This window comes from Providencia alcalifaciens, from assembly GCF_020271745.1.
Lineage (GTDB): Bacteria > Pseudomonadota > Gammaproteobacteria > Enterobacterales > Enterobacteriaceae > Providencia > Providencia alcalifaciens_B.
Genome location: NZ_CP084296.1, coordinates 3,071,896 through 3,090,702 on the forward strand (window position 1 = coordinate 3,071,896; position 18,807 = coordinate 3,090,702).

Genomic DNA, 18,807 nt, shown 5'->3' on the forward strand with positions numbered 1-18,807 from the left:
ATTATCTGAGGCTATTTCCCTTTCCCCGAATTCTGCAACTCATTTTCCATAATCATCACTTTCTTCTGGGCGCGTTCGTCGCCTTGCTTGGCGGCGAGTCGATACCAATATAAGGCTTTCGTGTCATCTTGCGGTACGCCCATTCCATATTGATAACACGCTCCGCTGGCATACTGTGCATCACGGCTGCGTTGATTGGCGGCCTTGATAAACCATTGGCAGGCTTTAGCTTGGTTGGCGGTGATGCCATCACCTCGTGCGTAAATTAACGCTAAATTAAACTGGGCGGAAACTTCCCCTTGCTGAGCGGCGAGGGTTAGCCACTTAATAGCCGAAGCAGTATCGCGCTTGGTACCTTGCCCTGCTAAGTAGAGCATGCCTAGGCTATTTTGTGCGGGGGAAAATCCTAACTCCGCAGAACGTGTAAAATATTGAAAAGCTGCGGGGTAATTTATTTTGTCATACATCCCCGTTGCCGCTTGATAACCTAATAAATAGAGCGCTTGTGGGTGATTTTTTTCAGCCAATGCGAGGTAGATTTGATTGGCTTTTTGAGGGGCTTTATCTCCGACCACACCTTTTTCATACCAATAAGCTAAAGTTAGCTGCGCTGCGGGTAACTGTTGCGCCGCGGCTTTTTCTAGCCAACTTAATGCTTGTTGTGGATTTTTCTCTAACAGGTTTGGGATGCCTTCTAGGGTATATTCGGCCATATTCATTTGGCCAATAGGGTCGCCAGCATTGGCTGCCGCTTCCATCCAATGCAACATCTCTTTGGGATTTTTACCGATGCCAGCCCCTTGCTGGTACATCAGGGCGAGGTTGATTTGTGCCTTGGTAAAATGTTGGCTGGCGGAAAGCTTATACCAATATGCGGCTTTATCTAGCTGACCGTGAGATTGATAAAACATCGCTAAATTAAACTGAGCTTCGGCTTGCCCACTATCGGCTAATTGCGTGAGCGTTTTTTCATCCACAATCGAAGAGGGTGCAGCAGGAGCGACAGTTTTAGCATAGCTCACGTTAATAAAAAGCAAGCAAAAGATAATTAAGGGGAGGGTAAACTGTTTCACTGAGCTTCCTTGGGATGAATTTTAGCCATTTATTCCTAATGGGTAGGTTAACGGGTTGCTGTTAGCGGCACAATTGCCATTCTTGCTATTTTGAAAATTATTTTTACGTATTAAAAGACGATAAATCATGATGTTATAAAAAAGAATAAAAATAATTAAAAAAAAGATGAACCTTTTGAGGTTATCAAGGGTCTTAATTACATATATATCACTGTTTGCTTGTGTAAACATTCATATATTTACCCTCAACATTCATTTCTTTACATGAAGTAATGCAATAATGCATCTATGTAGTGTAGTTTGAATTAGTAGTACGATCCTTAATAGAATGCATTATGCCCAGTTTTAGTCGCTGGGCTTTTTTTTGCATAAAATATGACTCTTCCTGCAAATACCGCTTTATTTTTATCTCACACCGCTATTTCGTTCGATAAATAAACACACAATAGTGACATTAATAAATAATCACCTATCTAAATTCATTTCTATTCAGTTTTTATTATCACCAAGACGAAATATTAGCAGGATACCGCACGGTATATTTGTGGTGTTTATAGGGTGTTACTCAGCGAGTAAAATGATTAAAGATAGAACAATATGCTTAACATATAGTGAACAAGTGGTTATTTAATGGGCGATAATAATTTCATGATTTTGTAAAAAATTGAAGTTAATCACGATATGCATCTATAAGCATGGTAATTAATGCTGGCTAAATTATTAGTTTTGGTGCATAAATAGCATATATTGCTTAACTGATTATTTTGTTTGGCTTGGCATATATTCGCTGTAATGCTGAATAAATAATCAAATATGCTTTAACTCATTGAATTTTATGTTCGTGATTCATAAACAATATTTACACACAGTTTTGTTTGTTTTGAGGTCAGGGATTGATACTCCTCCTACCAAAAGTGAATCTTCTAAAGCTTGAATTCTTGAGACCATAACAATGCGAGGGTGCAGACAGCGCCCCGTGGTTTTTTTGCATACGTACAGGTTGTATTAGAGGTAACTTGTGTCCACAACAAATAACAAAGAGGAAGTCAGTCTTAACGCGTTTAAGCAACCTCGTTCATTCTATCTCATCTTTTCTATCGAACTCTGGGAACGTTTTGGTTACTACGGTCTTCAGGGGATCCTCCCAATTTATCTCAGCCAAGTGCTTGGCATGTCGGAAGCGGAATCTATTACGCTGTTCGCGGCCTTCTCTGCGCTGGTTTATGGCTTCGTTGCCATCGGTGGTTGGTTAGGGGATAAAGTTCTAGGAACTAAGCGCGCGATTGTCCTTGGAACGGTAGTATTAATTGTCGGTTATTCCTTCGTTGCCTTCTCTGGGCATGATGTGTCGATGGTTTACCTCGGCCTTGCTACCATCGCGGTAGGTAACGGTCTGTTTAAAGCGAACCCATCATCATTGTTATCCACCTGTTATGACAAAAATGACCCACGTTTGGACGGTGCATTCACCATGTACTATATGTCCGTTAACATTGGTTCATTCTTTTCAATGTTGGCAACGCCATGGTTAGCAAAACATTACGGCTGGGATGTCGCATTCTCCCTCAGCGTAGTGGGCCTGATCATCACCTTAATTAACTTTTATATGTGCAAAAAATGGGTTGCTGACCACGGTTCAAAACCGGACTTTGCGCCTGTTGTTATCTCCAAATTACTGATGACTATCGTCGGTGTGGTTGCTCTGATTGCGATTTCAAACTGGCTACTGTACAACTTAGGCATTGCGCGTGCGGCACTGGCGGTGATTTCTCTGGGTATTTTAGTTATCTTTATCAAAGAGATGATGGCGCTTAAAGGTATTGCTCGCCGCCGTATGGCAGTCGCGTTGATCCTGATGCTCGAAGCTGTTGTTTTCTTCGTACTTTATAGCCAAATGCCAACCTCACTGAACTTCTTCGCACTGCATAACGTGGAGCATGAAATTTTCGGTTTTGCGATTGAGCCCGCTCAGTATCAAGCATTAAACCCATTATGGATCATGATTGGTAGCCCAATTTTGGCGGCAATCTATAACAAAATGGGCGATAACTTACCGATGCCACATAAATTCGCTATCGGAATGTTACTGTGCTCTGCGGCGTTCTTAGTGCTGCCATTAGGGGCAAAATTCGCGAACGAAGCGGGTATCGTTTCTGTTCAATGGTTAGTTATCTGCTACGGTTTCCAAAGTATCGGTGAGCTGATGATTTCTGGTCTGGGTCTGGCGATGGTGGCACAGTTAGTTCCACAACGTCTGATGGGCTTTATCATGGGCGCATGGTTCTTAACTAACTCTGCTGCGGCATTTATCGCGGGTTATGTTGCTTCTATGGCGGCTGCACCTCAAGGCGAAATCACCAGCAAAGTTGAATCTCTGGCTGTTTACAGCGATGTCTTTATGAAGATTGGTCTGGTGACGGGGGCTATTGCCATTGTGATGGTATTCACGGCGCCGTTATTAAACCGTATGACGCAAGAACAACATTAATTTGTTCTGTTAGTCATAAAATTGAAAAGGGCGATAGAAATATCGCCCTTTTTTAATGCATGATTATTTAAAGCATTCGTGATTCAATGTATTTGCTATTTAAAATACCGATTGCTAATTAGCTTCATGGAACGGTTATTGCCGTTGACTAAAATGGTGCTCGCGCTGCGGCTATGCAGATCATTCGAGATACCATTCATCAGCACCGTTGGGGTGATAGCGGTGGCAGAGAAAATGACATCAGACGTATTCACCATCATATCCAACGTTAAAATCTCCCCAATTTCGATACCCATCTGCTGGCAACGAATGGCTTCTTGCGCCGCTAACAGTTTATTTTGTTCGGTGTCTTCTTTGGCTTTATTGCGCGGTACAAGGCGTGCTTGCATGTCTCCACCTAATGCGCGTGCAATGGCTGCACTAATAATGCCTTCTGGTGCACCGCCGATGCCATACATCATATCAATAGGGTGCTCAGGTAAGATTGTTAGCAGTGATGCAAGAACATCTCCATCAGGAATAGTGATAACATTGGCACCAAAGTTACGGATAGTTTTAATAATGTGCTGGTGGCGAGGTTTATCGAGAATGGCAATGTTGAGCATGGAAATTGGTTTATCCAATGCTGCAGAGAGAAACTCAAGATTCTTCTCTAATGGATTTTTTAGGTGAACGGCATCTTTTGCGGCTGTACCGACGACCATTTTTTCCATATACATATCGGGGGCTTGCAGTAATGTTCCTGTTGGTGCTGCCGCCAAAACTGCAATGGCATTGTGCTCATTACATGCCACCATGCGGGTCCCATCAATAGGGTCGACCGCAATATCTAAATGATGTTCGCTAGATTGTTTGCCGACTTGCTCGCCAATATACAGCATTGGTGCTTCGTCAATTTCCCCTTCACCAATTACGATTTTCCCATGAAAATCAATTTCATTGAGTCGATTTCGCATGGCTTCAACCGCAGCGTTATCCGCTGCATTTTTATCTTGTTTCCCGACCCATTCAAACGCGGCAATGGCAGCAACTTCCGTCACTGACGCGATAGCAGACGCGAGTTCATCGCTAATTTTCATTTTGGTGTTATTCCTAGGACTAAAAAATTATCGCGCCTATGATACGTTTTTTGTGATCAACTTGGTAATTTTTTGGCGAATAAAGCGGCGTTTAATTGAGGTTGGAGAGAGTAATTAAGCAGATGGAAAGGGCGGAGTGAGCTCCGCCAACATAAAGTTACAGCATTTCGACGATGGTGATCCCACCAATAATTGAAATCAATGCCGCAATAGTACTGAGTAATACGGTTCCCGCGGAGGTTTCAGTATAGGCTTTATTACTGATAGCTAACGCTGGTACAGCCGTTGCCGTCGGTAACACACCGATAATAAATGCCGCTTTTAATAAATCACTTTGTAACCCTAATGCGAGGCCGGTTCCAAGAATAAGTGCCGCCTGTACAAAGTTTTTCACAAAAACGTTAAAGACAATTTCTTTATTGATTGTGAGTTTAATACCTGAAAGTAATAAACCAAGGAAGAAGAGGGCCACACCACCTGCAGTTTTTCCGAGTTCATTGACTGAGTTTTGTAGAATTTCAGGTAATTTCACGCCACAAATTGCCAGAATTGCCCCTAAAACAGGCAGGAAAACTAATGGCTGAATGACGGCTTTACCGATAGATTTCAGAATACCATTACCATTCGCTGATCCGCTGATCATCAATAAGGTAAATGGAATGATGATGACGGTATAAATTAAGTTACCGAGTACCATGGCAATTAAACCGGATGAACCGACGGTTGCCAGTAAAACTGGTGGTCCACAGTACGCCATATCCGGGAATGAAACAGACAATGCTTGCATCGCAGCATCGGTTTTATTGTGACGGAAAAATACTTTACCGACCACAAAACCAATGACATAGGATGCAATTAACCCAACTGCTAGCGCTATCAAATAATCAACATTCAGTAAAACTGAAGGTGGGGCTTGAACGGCTGCAAGGAATAATGCAAATGGTAAGGCGATTTTGACAACAAAGTCAGCAAATGCTTGCGAATATTCTCGTTTCACGAAACCATATTTACCCGATAACCACCCTACGGCAAGACCGAGTACGATGGGACTTAGGGCTTCAAGTATTATGTGTAATAGCATAGGAATTCCTTTGCGTTATTTAGGACAATACATATTTTTAAATATATCAATAAAAGACAGTCACTATTTGTTAAATAACGTATTGGTGAATTTGTCTATAAATTAATAACATAATCATAAGAAAAAACACCTATTATCTGCATATTTTCTATAATAAATAGAAAGTATCAAAAATGGATTATTGAAATTAATAAGTTATTAATAAAGTCATAGAGGATTTAGAGGTGAGAAAAATAAATATTTAAAAATTTATTTTTCTCACCTAAAAATGTACTATCATTTTATGATGCTTAAATAATAAGATGATAGAATAAATCATACTGTGAATACTCTTAAAATGAGTTATTTTGTAACAGTTTGTTACTCTCTGTTGGCAATTTAGTTATTCGTCTCTAAACTAGGACGGTTATTGAATAATATCGATTGATACTGTGTATTCTAAGATCCTGTTAACTAATCTTGGGTTACTGGCATTGGATTAAAGAAGGAAACCTATTTGTGGATACATGGATACTCCTAGGGCTCATTTTTATTGCGTTTGTGATAGTTGCCCCTGTGCTAGCTATCATTGCGATTAATCGCACTGGTCGAATGCAATACCAAATTAACCAGTTGAACCAAAAGGTTGCCTCTCTAGAAGCCGAAATAGCCCGTGATAACGGCCTTCAGCCTGTTCACGCTATTGATATGGATGAAGAAAATCCAATATCCCATCAAGGTGACATCCAACATAATAAGTATCAAGTGGATGCACTTAAAATTGCAATCCAAGATCCTAAGCCTCAAACACCTCAAATTATGTCGCAGCCGGTGGCTGTGTCCAGTGACAAACAAGTTAATGCAGTTAACCCGATAGCAGTTAATCCAAATCGTTTTGATAAGCCGAAACCAAGCCAGCCTGCATCATCTCAGAATAAAGCTGAAGATAAATCCATTTTTGCCCATTTCTTTACGTGGTTAATAACAGGTAATCCGCTGGCTAAGATAGGAATTTTATTATTATTTTTAGGCGTTGCCTATTTACTGAATTATAGCGTACAGAATGAAATTATTTCACCTGAGTTAAGGCTCGTCTTCAGTGCTGCGGGTTGTTTAGTTTTATTAGGTATAGGTTGGTGGCTTCGCACGAAAAAAGCATTATTTGGCCTGATATTACAAGGCGGTGCAATCGGCTGCTTATACATTACAGTTTTTGCTGCTTTCAAGTTATACACCATGATCCCTTATGGGTTTGCATTTGTGGCGATGCTAATCATCTGCTGTGCGAGTATTGGGTTGGCGTTATTACAGCGTACGATTAGCTTAGCGATTTTAGCGTCTTTAGGTGGTTATTTAGCGCCAATATTACTGTCCACTGGAGGCGGTAGCCACATTGTTTTATTCTCCTATTACTTAATGTTGTCGATAGGTATTTTAGTCATCAGTTTCTGGCAAGCATGGCGCCCGTTAAATTTAGTCGGCATGTTTATGACCTATGGTGTGGCAATATTATGGGGAATGGACAATTATCATTATGATTATTATCTATCATGCCAGCTATTTATTATTGCTAACTTGGTTGTATTCAATGCATTAACTCAGTTATTTGCCTTGCGTTTTGAGCATAATAAACAGCTCGTTGTCGATAATACCCTATTATTTTTCCCACCATTAATGAGCATTGCTTTGCAATTTGCTATTTCGGATGGCATCGGATTATTGCCAGCATTTATTTCTCTGCTTATCGGCTTACTGTATCTCATTGCCAGTTTACAGCTTCATAAACGCTTTAATACCGCAGGCAAGAATATGGCTCTAGGTAACATCATTATTGGCGCTAGCTTCGTAACATTGGCGGTGCCGCTCGCCTTGTCATTTGAATGGACGACGATTGTTTGGTCATTACAAGGCTTAGCCATGCTGTGGTTTGCCCTCAATCAAGGGCATAAAAAATTAGCGTTGCTCTCGTCACTGCTCATTGCTGTGAGTGCTTTAATGATATTAAGTGACTATCCTTATCATTATTGGAGTAACAATGTTATTTACATGCTACCAAGCCTGATAGCTGCTTGCTTCTTTGCGGGCGGGTTATTTCATGTGCGCCAGAAAGACGCGAGCTATTTTATTGCGCTCAGTTATGCATTTTTGATCCTAGGGTTAGTTGTCTGGTTCATCTGGGTGCCAGAATTTACTGACATGCTTTCATGGAACAGTGAAACGGAAAGCTTAATTATTTTAGCGATAGTGCTTATCTCTGCGTGGTGTTGGCGTATTGGTGGTCAAAAAATCAATTGGATACCATTAGTTTTATGCCAGTTCTCATTATGGGCAGTGGCTTATTACTATTTAACATTAGATTTTATTTATGCAGAAAATCCGATGGGGCGTGGAGAAGGTTCGTTGATTTGGCCTGTGATCTTGGGCAGTTCAGTTCTGTATGTGATGCACGCTTATAGTATCCAAAACTTGTATATTCGACGTGGAATGTACGTTGCCAATCTATGGTTAATTATTGGATTTGGTGCGACACAAGTTAACTGGTTTGTTGCTAATCTACCGTGGGGAATGCACGAACTGGGTTACTTCATTTACATTATGTCGATAACCTTAGTGGTATTAATCCTCTACTTGCTGCAACATAACAAATTTGTACCAATGCGCCGTAAAGGCTTGCTGTATTGGTATAGTTTATTGCCACTTATGGCAGTATTGGTGGCACTTTCATATTGGTCTAACTTTGAAGATGGAAAACTCACGTTTTGGAGTTACGTCCCATTAGTTAACCCGCTAGATGAAGCGGGACTGTTTAGCATTGCAGCGCTGTTATTGATGCGCAAAGGTTTTATCGCGAAGATAAGAAAAATAACGCCTATTGAAATTGGGGTGATGAAAGGTCTGATGGTGGTGATCATTGGATTAGCTATCTTCTGGTATAACGGCATCATTCTTCGTGCGACGGCTGATTTTGCGAATATTCCTTGGAATGAGAATATCTTATTTGATTCGCGTCTCGTGCAAACGGTTCTTTCCATTAGCTGGGCAATAGCTGCACTATTCTGCATGGTGATTGCTGCTGTGAAGAAAAGTCGAACATGGTGGTTTGGTGGTGCAGCGATTTTTGCTTGTGTGATTGCAAAACTATTTCTTATTGATGTGTATGGGCAGGATGGCATTTCCCGTGCGGTCTCCTTTATTGCCGTAGCGGTGTTGATCTTGGTTGTGGGGTATTTCTCCCCATTACCACCAAAGCATAAAATGGACATTGAGGTACAGGATAAATCGTTATGAACTGCATGAAAATAGCCGTGAAAAACATAACAATATTATGTGCATGGGGCGCTTTCTTTTCCTCAATATGCTTATTATCATTTGGAAGCTATGCTAGCGACTCTAAAACCAATGGCTCTAGAGCTACTGATTCTACGCAAGTAAGCCCTTATGATTTTTATCAAGGAAAAGAGCTTACTACACCGGATAGGAGCAGCCCGTTCTACTGGCTAGAGTTACCTGCGGCTGCCTATATGGGATCTGCGTATCCAGATACTCTGCAAGATATTCGTGTTTTCAATGGAACAGGGAATGAAATTCCGACGGCGCTATTTTTCGATACCAATAAATCTGTTGCGACGACCAATGTTAAATTTAATTTTCAACGCTTAGTTACTCGTGCAGATAATGTGAATCCTAACGATGATGCTCAATTTGATAGCCAATATATACTGGTAGAAGCAGAGCCAGGAAAAACAACCCGTATTGAATTGCCGAATTTACAACGAAAAGATAAAACCAATTATCAAGCCTATTTATTGACGCGTGATCAACTCAAAGAGAACGGTGTTTTATCGACTTTAAATTTAGGTTGGGATCAGAACAATCAGGACTGGCAAGCCAAAGTTTTTGTTTATTTTAGTACCGATAAGAAAAACTGGGTAAATATTGCGTCGAATCAGCCTGTCATGAGCCTGAAATTAGACTCAGGAGTTGTGGCGAGTAATACCATTGAGTTATTAAGAGGGGAAAGTACTGGGTTTGTTGCACCATACCTAATGTTAGTAACGGTGAGCACGCCAGAGCATGAAATTCCACTTCTTCAATCTGTGACAGGATTGCAGTATGTTATGAACTCTTTCCACCGTCAGGAATCTTTTCTCTTTGAAGTGACGAACGATGGTATCACTCGAGAACAAGTGATTTATCGCTTGCCAACTCCGCAGCCATTAAATGAAATCAGTATTAAGTTACAACAATCAAATCGCGTGATACCGCTTAAAATAGAATATATTGCCAATAGTGATGATGAATGGAAATTGTTGGCGAATGTGATGGTTTTCAACCAAATCAATGATGGTGATAAAGCCAGCAATCCGAATTTAATGATCCACGATAAGCAAATTAAAGGACTCAGAATAACTGCATTAAAAGGCAGTTGGGATGAGCTGCCACCTACGATTTATGGGTTACGTGATGCTGTGAATCTGATTGTGAATATACAAGGTGCTTCGCCTTACTTGCTAGTGTGGGGAAATAAACAAGCCACTTTAGATAATGTTAACTACACTCAACTTATTGGTAAAAATGAAAGCGTTGAGAACGTGATGGATGATTTCCCTGAAATCACAACAACGGGTAAAGTATTGAATTTAGGTGGTGTGGAGAAAAAAATCCAAGATAAGCCCGTGGAAAAAGGGTTACATTGGATGATCATTGCATTATGGGTATTACTTGTTGTCGGTATTTTCGCGCTGCTTTATTTCTGCTGGTATCTTTTCAAAGAGATTGGGTCATCAAATAAATCTAACCCAGATGATTTTTAACTGAAAAAGGAACCTGAGGTTCCTTTTTTTGAATCTAACCGCATCAAGAGAGGACAGGATCATGCCGAAAGGACAATGCTTATGTGGGGCAGTTAAATTGACTATCAATCAGCCTATCGATACCGTTCATGTTTGCCATTGTGGGATGTGCCTAAAATGGAATGGTGGTCCCGGAATGACCATCGGCTATGAGGGTGAACCTAAAATTGAAGGCAGCGAGTTTATTACTCGTTTCGCTTCATCGGAATGGGCTGAAAGGGCTTTCTGTAAGCAGTGTGGCACCCATCTATTTTATCACTTGCATACACCATCAACGTATTACATTTCAGCTCAGCTATTTGATGAAAGCAAGAATGCTAAAATGGGAACGCAGATTTATATTGATTGTAAGCCGAATTATTATAATTTTGCTGAGAAAACACCAATGCTAACTGAGCAAGATATATTAAATATCTATGTGAATAATTCAAAATAGCAATCCGATATCAGGTATTATTACCTGCTATTTATCTTAAGGTAATCTAAACATTCATTTATAATGTCAACGTCAAAAATTTCAATTATAATTAAGCCATTCTGTTTTTTTACATAACGCTGAAAGGTTATGCTTAGTCTAAGGTAAATAAAAAAGATAATTTATCTATTTTAAACGTAGGAAGAGTAACCTGAGGGATGATTAATGAATAATATGAAAGGAATGCGTCACGCTAGTAATATAGCTTGGGTATTACAATGGGTTCTTAACGCAGGTTTAATTGTGCTTGCTGCGGTGTTAGTTTTCTTTTTAGCAAAAGAAACATTTACCATGGCATCGTTAATGTTTGGAGGAAACCAAGAAGCTAAAGCGTATGAGCTTTTAGAAGGAATCGTCATTTACTTTCTGTACTTTGAGTTTATCGCTTTGATTATAAAGTATTTTATGTCAGGTTATCATTTCCCATTACGTTATTTTATCTACATTGGTATCACGGCAATTATCCGCCTGATCATTGTTGACCATAGTGATCCGATGACAACGTTGTTACACGCTGGCGCTATCTTAGTTTTAGTTATTGCGCTTTATATTGCTAATACTGAAAAACTAAAACGAGAATAATAATCGTTAGATTAATTTATCAATCACACTAAAGGGAATAATAATCATTTCTTTTAGTGTGAGCTTAAATAAATAAAAAAATGACTTAAACAATATAAAGCGAGAGTAAATATAAGCTAAAATAAAATTTTAGAGAGTTGGTTTTAGAATAAAACTAATAATATAAGCATTGTTAACTAGAGTGATTGTCTGTTTTTTATTCTGTTAAAATAAAGTAAGAAAGTGTTTTACTTTTCTAAATGGGTTATTTACTGTGATAAAGTTTCTATTTTAATAACATAAGTAACTTGCAACTATGACAACTAAAACACTACCTCAGAAAAAGGGTTTTTTAAATCGTGTTGAGCGCATCGGTAACGTTATGCCTGATGTGACAATGTTATTTGTTTACGCCCTAGTAATATGTTGGTTTTTATCCTATCTACTCTCATTTGTAGATTTCAGTTATCACCATCCTATTTCTAAAGAAAAAATTTCCGTTATTAATATGTTTCAGTATGAAGAAATCATATTATTTGTGACATCAGCGGTTAAAAATTTTATTAATTTCCCTCCTCTCGGCATAACAATTGTTGCCACCTTAGGTATTGGGATTGCAGAAAGTAGCGGCTTTATTAATACTGCACTGAAAAAAATGCTTTCTTTCATTTCACCTAAAATGTTGACTCCAACAGTTGTTTTCGTCGGGATCGTATCTCACGTTGCTTCTGATTCAGCCTACGTTATTTTGATGCCAGTCGCGGCAATGATGTTCTATGCCAGTGGCCGCCATCCTTTAGCGGGTATTGCAGCGGCATTCGCCGGCTTGGCGGGGGGATTCACGGCAAGTTATACACCATCGATTATTGACCCGATTATGCAGAGCTTCACACAAGATGCCGCGCAAATGTTAGCGCCGGGCTACAGTGTGAACGTGCTGTGTAACTATTTCTTTAGCTTGGGCGGAACCTTCGGCGTTATTTTCACTTGCTGGTTTATCACCGAAAAAATCGTTGAGCCGTGGTTAAATAAAAACGCACCAATCAATAAATCTGACGTTGATACCGATGCAGAGCAAGATTTAGGTAAAATCACCCTACAAGAGCATCGCGCATTTCGTGTGGCTGGATTAATGGTAATTGCATTAGGCGTGGGATTATTTGCGCTGTTATGGCCTGAAAGTTCACCGCTACGTGGCCCAGACGGCAGCTTAACTAGCCCGAAAGCACCAATCATGCAGATTGTTGTGCCACTATTGTTCATCTTCTTTGCACTTCCGGGCATTGTGTACGGGTATATGACCAAATCTTTCACCTCGACCAAAGATGTGGTTAAGGCGATGGAAAATATTACCAAGTCACTGATCCCATTTATTGTGTTTGCTTTCTTTGCGGCGCAATTTCTGTATTCTTTCCAACACTCTAACTTAGGTACATTATTAGCGTTATCGGGTGCGGAATTACTGCGAACTTTAGATATGCCATCGGGAATGACGGTATTTGGGGTGATTTTATTAACTGCCGTGTTAAATATCATGATCACGTCAGCGACCTCGAAATGGGCTATTATGGCGCCTGTTTTAGTGCCAATGTTAATGGCTGTCGGAATTTCGCCAGAATTAACCCAAGCGGCATTCCGAGTGAGTGATTCTGCGATGAACGTGAGTACGCCAATGTTCCCGTTCTATCCGCTGATTTTAATGTATTGCCAGAAATATTATAAAAATGCAGGTATCGGAACCTTATGTTCCATGATGATCCCATTCACCATAGGTTTATTAATTACCTTAACAGCAACACTATATCTGTTCTGGGCATTCGATATTCCAATCGGTTTTGACAGCGGTTATACATGGCAGCCTGCGCAATAAGTAAAAGGTATGTAAAATGAAAGAATTAGGTAAAAAGTTAGAAGCGCGTTTTTATCGCTATGTGGCAATTGAAAGCCAAAGTGATGCGGCAAGCTCTGTTGTACCAAGCACCGAAGGTCAGCGTGAGTTGGCAAATCTTCTGGCGAAAGAATTAGAAAGTTATGGTTTGAAAGATGTGTATGTTGATGAACATGCCATTTTATATGGGATGCGCCCAGGTAATAAGCCTAATGCACCTAAAATTGGTTTTGTGGCTCATTTAGATACTGTGGATGTAGGTTTATCTCCGGTGATTAAGCCGCAAACTTTGAAGTATGAAGGTGCTGATTTATGCCTGAATGCACAGGAAGATGTGTGGTTTAAAACCGCTGAACACCCAGAAGCGGCAGCTTATGTGGGCGATGAAATTATTTTCAGTGACGGAACCAGTGTTCTGGGTGCCGATGATAAAGCGGCCATTACAGTTGTCATGGAGTTGATGGATAAACTGCAAAATACAGATTTTGACTGTGGCGATATCTATGTAGCATTTGTGCCAGATGAGGAAATTGGTCTTCGTGGCTCCAAAATCATGGATCTTTCTCGCTTCAAAGTGGATTTTGCTTACACCATTGATTGCTGCGCGCTCGGTGAAGTGGTTTTTGAAACCTTTAATGCGGCTTCTATTGAAGTGGAAATTAAGGGGATCACAGCTCACCCAATGTCAGCGAAAAACGTATTGTTAAACCCAATTCGTGTGGCCCATGATTTTATTGGTTGTTTCGACCGTTTTGATACGCCGGAACACACTGAACACCGTGAAGGCTACTTTTATATTACAGATTTAGCTGCAAACCCGAATGAAGCAAAAATCAAGATGGCGATCCGTGATTTTGACCGCCCAAGTTTTGAAGCCCGTAAGCGTTTCATTGCTGAAAGTATTGAACTGATTCGCACTCGTCATCCACGCGCAAAAGTGGAATTCAAAATTGATGATGTGTATAGCAATATCAGTGATTCAATCGGCGAAGATCGTACTGCGGTAGATATTATTCTCGAAGCGTTAAAAATTCATAATATCGAGCCAAATATCATTCCAATGCGTGGGGGCACTGACGGGTCAGCGCTGTCTGCTCGCGGAATTGTGACACCAAACTATTTTACGGGTGCGCATAACTTCCATTCTCGCTTTGAATTTTTACCAATAACTTCATTCGAGAAGAGTTATTTAGTGTCTGAAACTATTTGCCGCCTTGTTGGGCAAAAGTAGTTTATACACTGATTTAGCCTTAGTGCGTTAAAAGTAAGTGCATTAAAACAGATAGCTGCTAATTATTTAGCGGCTATTTTTTTTGAAATTAACTTATTCAAGTTTTAAATATTACTTAATTAATTATCATTAGGATAATAGTTTTAAATCTTGATTTAAAAAGAAGATATGACTTATTGATTTTTTCATTTATTATCCTCCCATTATGGCAGCAAGTAATAGGAGAGGTATTTGATTAATATAATAATTATTGATGATAGTAATATTTCGATTCGAGGTATTGAAGCAATACTGACTCGAAATACTCGCTATAAAGTTGTCGCAACGTTTCCTTCTTTAGATCCCGTGATCACATGGAACCGACAAAATAAAGCAAATATTATTTTGATTAATCGGGAACATTGCCATTTTGATTCATTGAAAACCTTCACGACAATCCGCCGTACTCAACCCGATGTTGGGCTAATTATCTTCAATGTTCGTCATAATGATATGTTTGTTGTGAAGGCGTTGGATATTGGTATTTTCGGCATACTGAGCGCCAGTATTGCAGAAGAAGAGCTTATTGAAGCTCTGCAAATCGTGAATGCGCGTCAACGAATTATCTCTCCTGATATTGCTCAACAGTTGGCTTTACAAAGATTAAACCAACGTGAACAGCTAGATATATATGAACTGCTTTCTGCAAGAGAGCTCGAAATTATGCTCATGATCACAAGAGGGCTTCCGGTTAAGCATATTGCGGATGCATTATCTTTAAGCCCTAAAACGGTAAATACTTATCGATATCGAATGTTTGGTAAACTTAATATCTGTAGTGATGTAGAATTAACACATATAGCAATCGGTTATGGTTTAATTACCGCAAAACAGGGTTCATCAGGGTGGAACAACAGTTTGATCCAAAAGTTTTCTTAAAAACAGTCACAAACCAACCCGGCGTTTATCGTATGTATGACGCTGGGGGAACTGTGATTTATGTTGGGAAAGCGAAAGATCTGAAAAAAAGGCTATCGAGCTATTTCCGTGAGAATGTTGGTAGCCGTAAAACAGAGCAACTCGTCAAGCATATCGCCTCTATCGATGTGACGGTAACCCATACTGAAACTGAGGCGCTACTGCTGGAACATAATTATATAAAGTTGTATCAGCCTCGTTATAACGTCTTGCTACGAGATGATAAATCTTATCCCTATATTTTTCTGAGTAGCGAAAAACACCCCAGAATTTCAAGTCACCGTGGCGCGAAACACGGAAAAGGGGAGTATTTCGGTCCATTCCCAAGTTCTTATGCGGTGCGTGAAACCTTAGCGGTGATGCAAAAGCTGTTTCCCATTCGCCAGTGTGAAGATAGCGTTTATAAAAATCGTTCAAGACCTTGTTTACAATATCAAATTGGTCGCTGTTTAGGGCCGTGCGTGAAAGGTTTAGTGACGGATGAAGAGTATGACCAGCAAGTCAACTATGTCCGTCTTTTCTTAACGGGTAAGGATAAGCAAGTCTTAACTGGGTTGGTCGAGCGCATGGAAAAAGCTAGCCAAGAGCTACGTTTTGAAGATGCGGCGCGTTTTCGTGACCAAATTCAAGCCGTGCGTGCGGTAACAGAAGAGCAATATGTCTCCGGCGGTGATGATGACCTCGACGTTATCGGGGTTGCATTCGATTCGGGTTTGGCTTGTGTTCATGTTCTATTTATTCGCCAAGGAAAGGTTTTGGGAAGTCGAAGCTACTATCCAAAAATTCCGGCGGGGACTCTATTAGAAGAAGTGGTTCAAACCTTCTTAGGGCAGTTTTATTTACAAGGCAGTGAAAACCGTACATTGCCAGGGGAAATATTAATTGATTTTCCATTAACGGAAAAAGAGTTATTGGCGGAATCGTTGTCTGGGATAGCGGGTCGTAAAATTAATATCCAAAGCCAGCCTCGAGGTACTCGAGCGCGTTATTTAAAACTGGCTCGAACCAATGCCTCTATCGCACTCTCCACCAAACTGGCGCAGCAGTCGACGATTCAACAACGCATGGCGGCGCTGTCAAAAGTGGTGAATATAGAGAATATTTCTCGCATGGAGTGTTTCGATATTTCCCACACGATGGGGGAGCAAACTGTGGCTTCCTGCGTGGTATTTGATAAAACGGGTCCCGTGAAGTCAGAATATCGTCGATACAATATTACGGGGATCACGCCAGGGGATGACTATGCGGCGATGCACCAAGTGCTGACTCGCCGTTATGGTAAACATCTGGATGAGAGCAAAGTTCCCGATATTATCTTTATTGATGGTGGCAAAGGGCAACTAGGCCAAGCGCGGGATGTATTTAATTCCCTTGAAGTGGATTGGGATAAAAACCATCCTTTATTAATTGGGGTTGCTAAAGGTAGCGATCGTAAAGCAGGGTTGGAAACGCTATTTTTAAAACCTGAAGGTGAAGGCTTTGCACTTCCCCCGGATTCGCCAGCATTGCATGTGATCCAGCATATTCGTGATGAGTCGCATAACCATGCGATTACAGGGCATCGCCAGCGCCGCGCGAAAGTGAAAAATACCAGTGCACTTGAATCTATCGAAGGGGTAGGGCCAAAACGTCGCCAAATGTTATTGAAATACATGGGGGGATTGCAACCTTTGCGTAATGCGAGCATAGAAGAGATCGCAAAAGTGCCCTCGATCTCATACGCACTGGCAGAAAAGATTTATAATGCATTGAAACAGTAGGTATCTTAGGGCAACATACTAAGGTATCCGTCTTGGACAAAGAGTTAGTGAGCGCGATGAAATTAAATATACCGACGTGGTTGACCTTATTTCGTGTCATCCTGATACCGTTTTTTGTATTAGCGTTTTATCTTCCCGTCAGTTGGGGACCTTTTGCTTGTGCGCTGATTTTTGTGATCGCCGCCGTGACGGATTGGTTCGACGGATTTTTAGCGCGTCTATGGAAGCAAACGACCAAGTTCGGTGCTTTCCTCGATCCTGTTGCAGACAAGGTTATGGTTGCGACAGCTTTAGTCTTAGTGACTGAAAGTTATGATGTTTGGTATGTAACTTTACCCGCAGCAACCATGATTGCCCGTGAAATCATTATCTCGTCACTCAGAGAGTGGATGGCAGAAATAGGTAAACGTAGCAGTGTGGCGGTATCTTGGATTGGTAAATTCAAAACTACCGCGCAAATGATGTCGCTGGTGGGCTTATTATGGCGTCCAAATCCGCTGATCGAACATCTGTCTATTGCACTTTTATATGTGGCTGCAATTCTGACTTTCTGGTCAATGTTTCAATATTTAAAGGCTGCGTGGGGCGATTTGAGCGAAGCGTGATCGAAATGATTGAAAAAACAGCGAACGATCCAATTATTTCAATAATTGTATTGACTCGATAGGTGAAATCAGTAGAATGCAACGCATCGAACGGCAACGTGGTTTACGAAAATAAATAAGTAAATCAGCCAGTTTGAGAGCAGAAACTGAAAAGTGAAGCTTAAGCGGGAATAGCTCAGTTGGTAGAGCACGACCTTGCCAAGGTCGGGGTCGCGAGTTCGAGTCTCGTTTCCCGCTCCAAATCTTGAAAAAGACTAGGGTGTAAGGCGCGTTAGCAAAGCGGTTATGCACCGGATTGCAAATCCGTGTAGCTCGGTTCGACTCCGGGACGCGCCTCCAATTCTAGCCCAGGTGGTGAAATCGGTAGACACAAGGGATTTAAAATCCCTCGGCTGTAAGGCTGTGCGGGTTCAAGTCCCGCCCTGGGCACCATATTCAGTGAGTGGACAAATAAGTCCATTTTACTTTAAAGATTTAAACTAGTTAATTAATAAAAGTTAGTAACTAGACGAGCAGTAAAGCAGTATTAAAAATTTGGCCCAGGTGGTGAAATCGGTAGACACAAGGGATTTAAAATCCCTCGGCTGTAAGGCTGTGCGGGTTCAAGTCCCGCCCTGGGCACCATACAAAACTTCACTGAGTTTAATCAGTAAGTTAGAAAAAGAAAAAGCCACCCAATGGGTGGCTTTTTTGCGTTTGAATATAACAATAATTATCTATTTTCAATGGGGTTTATGTATCCACCTTTTTTGTCATTTTTCTCCCATTTTTCTCAAG

General features: G+C 40.7%; 13 protein-coding genes and 4 tRNA genes. 14 read left to right on the top strand and 3 right to left on the bottom strand.

All coding sequences use genetic code 11. From position 1 onward, the window contains the following. Positions 1-11: 11 nt before the first annotated feature. Positions 12-1,073 (bottom strand): tetratricopeptide repeat protein, encoded by a 1,062-nt coding sequence (locus LDO51_RS14080; RefSeq protein WP_225575062.1) that lies wholly within the window; start codon positions 1,071-1,073, stop codon positions 12-14. Between the two features lie 1,018 nt (positions 1,074-2,091). On the opposite strand from LDO51_RS14080, the gene dtpA reads away from it, so the two are divergent. Continuing rightward, positions 2,092-3,561 (top strand): dipeptide/tripeptide permease DtpA, encoded by a 1,470-nt coding sequence (gene dtpA, locus LDO51_RS14085; RefSeq protein WP_225575063.1) that lies wholly within the window; start codon positions 2,092-2,094, stop codon positions 3,559-3,561. A gap of 95 nt (positions 3,562-3,656) precedes the next feature. Here the strand turns inward: dtpA and glpX are convergent, their stop codons facing one another. Together glpX and LDO51_RS14095 are read right to left on the bottom strand one after the other, a co-directional pair. After that, complete coding sequence (glpX, locus tag LDO51_RS14090; protein ID WP_225577279.1) at positions 3,657-4,634, bottom strand: class II fructose-bisphosphatase; 978 nt, start codon at positions 4,632-4,634, stop codon at positions 3,657-3,659. Positions 4,635-4,797: 163 nt separating this feature from the next. After that, entirely contained in the window at positions 4,798-5,721 is a 924-nt protein-coding gene (locus tag LDO51_RS14095) for an AEC family transporter (protein WP_225575064.1), read from the bottom strand. 498 nt (positions 5,722-6,219) lie between these two features. Here LDO51_RS14095 and LDO51_RS14100 point away from each other — a divergent pair, with 498 nt between their 5' ends. The 13 genes from LDO51_RS14100 (at position 6,220) to LDO51_RS14160 (ending at position 18,654) form a co-directional block, all read left to right on the top strand. Continuing rightward, the gene (locus LDO51_RS14100; protein ID WP_225575065.1) at positions 6,220-8,988 is read left to right on the top strand and encodes a DUF2339 domain-containing protein; all 2,769 of its coding nucleotides are present in this window, start codon (positions 6,220-6,222) and stop codon (positions 8,986-8,988) included. Further along, positions 8,985-10,514, top strand: coding sequence for a DUF3999 family protein (locus LDO51_RS14105; protein ID WP_225575066.1), 1,530 nt, complete (start codon positions 8,985-8,987; stop codon positions 10,512-10,514). Before LDO51_RS14100 ends, LDO51_RS14105 begins: the two co-directional genes overlap by 4 nt. Before the next feature lie 61 nt (positions 10,515-10,575). Further along, on the top strand, positions 10,576-10,989 hold the full coding sequence (locus tag LDO51_RS14110; protein ID WP_225575067.1) for a GFA family protein: 414 nt from the start codon (positions 10,576-10,578) through the stop codon (positions 10,987-10,989). Between the two features lie 213 nt (positions 10,990-11,202). After that, positions 11,203-11,610 carry a phosphate-starvation-inducible protein PsiE gene (psiE, locus tag LDO51_RS14115; protein ID WP_211886385.1) on the top strand — a complete coding sequence of 136 codons (408 nt, stop codon included), beginning with the start codon at positions 11,203-11,205 and terminating at the stop codon, positions 11,608-11,610. Positions 11,611-11,905: 295 nt separating this feature from the next. Beyond that, positions 11,906-13,459: an AbgT family transporter gene (locus LDO51_RS14120; RefSeq protein WP_225575068.1), complete on the top strand. Its 1,554-nt coding sequence runs from the start codon at positions 11,906-11,908 to the stop codon at positions 13,457-13,459. Positions 13,460-13,475: 16 nt separating this feature from the next. Then, positions 13,476-14,708 (top strand): peptidase T, encoded by a 1,233-nt coding sequence (gene pepT / locus LDO51_RS14125; protein ID WP_225575069.1) that lies wholly within the window; start codon positions 13,476-13,478, stop codon positions 14,706-14,708. A gap of 231 nt (positions 14,709-14,939) precedes the next feature. Further along, entirely contained in the window at positions 14,940-15,626 is a 687-nt protein-coding gene (locus tag LDO51_RS14130) for a LuxR C-terminal-related transcriptional regulator (RefSeq protein WP_225575070.1), read from the top strand. Then, positions 15,593-17,425: an excinuclease ABC subunit UvrC gene (gene uvrC, locus LDO51_RS14135; protein WP_225575071.1), complete on the top strand. Its 1,833-nt coding sequence runs from the start codon at positions 15,593-15,595 to the stop codon at positions 17,423-17,425. The genes LDO51_RS14130 and uvrC overlap by 34 nt, the downstream gene beginning before the upstream one ends. Positions 17,426-17,481: 56 nt before the next feature. Beyond that, complete coding sequence (gene pgsA / locus LDO51_RS14140) at positions 17,482-18,030, top strand: CDP-diacylglycerol--glycerol-3-phosphate 3-phosphatidyltransferase (protein ID WP_006657588.1); 549 nt, start codon at positions 17,482-17,484, stop codon at positions 18,028-18,030. Positions 18,031-18,194: 164 nt separating this feature from the next. After that, positions 18,195-18,270, top strand: a tRNA-Gly gene (locus LDO51_RS14145). A 25-nt stretch (positions 18,271-18,295) separates the two neighbouring features. Further along, a tRNA-Cys gene (locus tag LDO51_RS14150) sits at positions 18,296-18,369 on the top strand. 6 nt (positions 18,370-18,375) lie between these two features. Continuing rightward, a tRNA-Leu gene (locus tag LDO51_RS14155) sits at positions 18,376-18,462 on the top strand. A 105-nt stretch (positions 18,463-18,567) separates the two neighbouring features. Beyond that, positions 18,568-18,654 (top strand) — tRNA-Leu (locus LDO51_RS14160). Positions 18,655-18,807: the final 153 nt, after the last annotated feature.

Bases quoted from the DNA above. Each gene is read 5' to 3' on its own strand.
- pgsA (WP_006657588.1), top strand. From the start codon at position 17,482: ATGAAATTAAATATACCGACGTGGTTGACCTTATTTCGTGTCATCCTG.
- LDO51_RS14095 (WP_225575064.1), bottom strand. From the start codon at position 5,721: ATGCTATTACACATAATACTTGAAGCCCTAAGTCCCATCGTACTCGGT.
- psiE (WP_211886385.1), top strand. From the start codon at position 11,203: ATGAAAGGAATGCGTCACGCTAGTAATATAGCTTGGGTATTACAATGG.
- LDO51_RS14110 (WP_225575067.1), top strand. From the start codon at position 10,576: ATGCCGAAAGGACAATGCTTATGTGGGGCAGTTAAATTGACTATCAAT.
- LDO51_RS14120 (WP_225575068.1), top strand. From the start codon at position 11,906: ATGACAACTAAAACACTACCTCAGAAAAAGGGTTTTTTAAATCGTGTT.
- pepT (WP_225575069.1), top strand. From the start codon at position 13,476: ATGAAAGAATTAGGTAAAAAGTTAGAAGCGCGTTTTTATCGCTATGTG.
- LDO51_RS14105 (WP_225575066.1), top strand. From the start codon at position 8,985: ATGAACTGCATGAAAATAGCCGTGAAAAACATAACAATATTATGTGCA.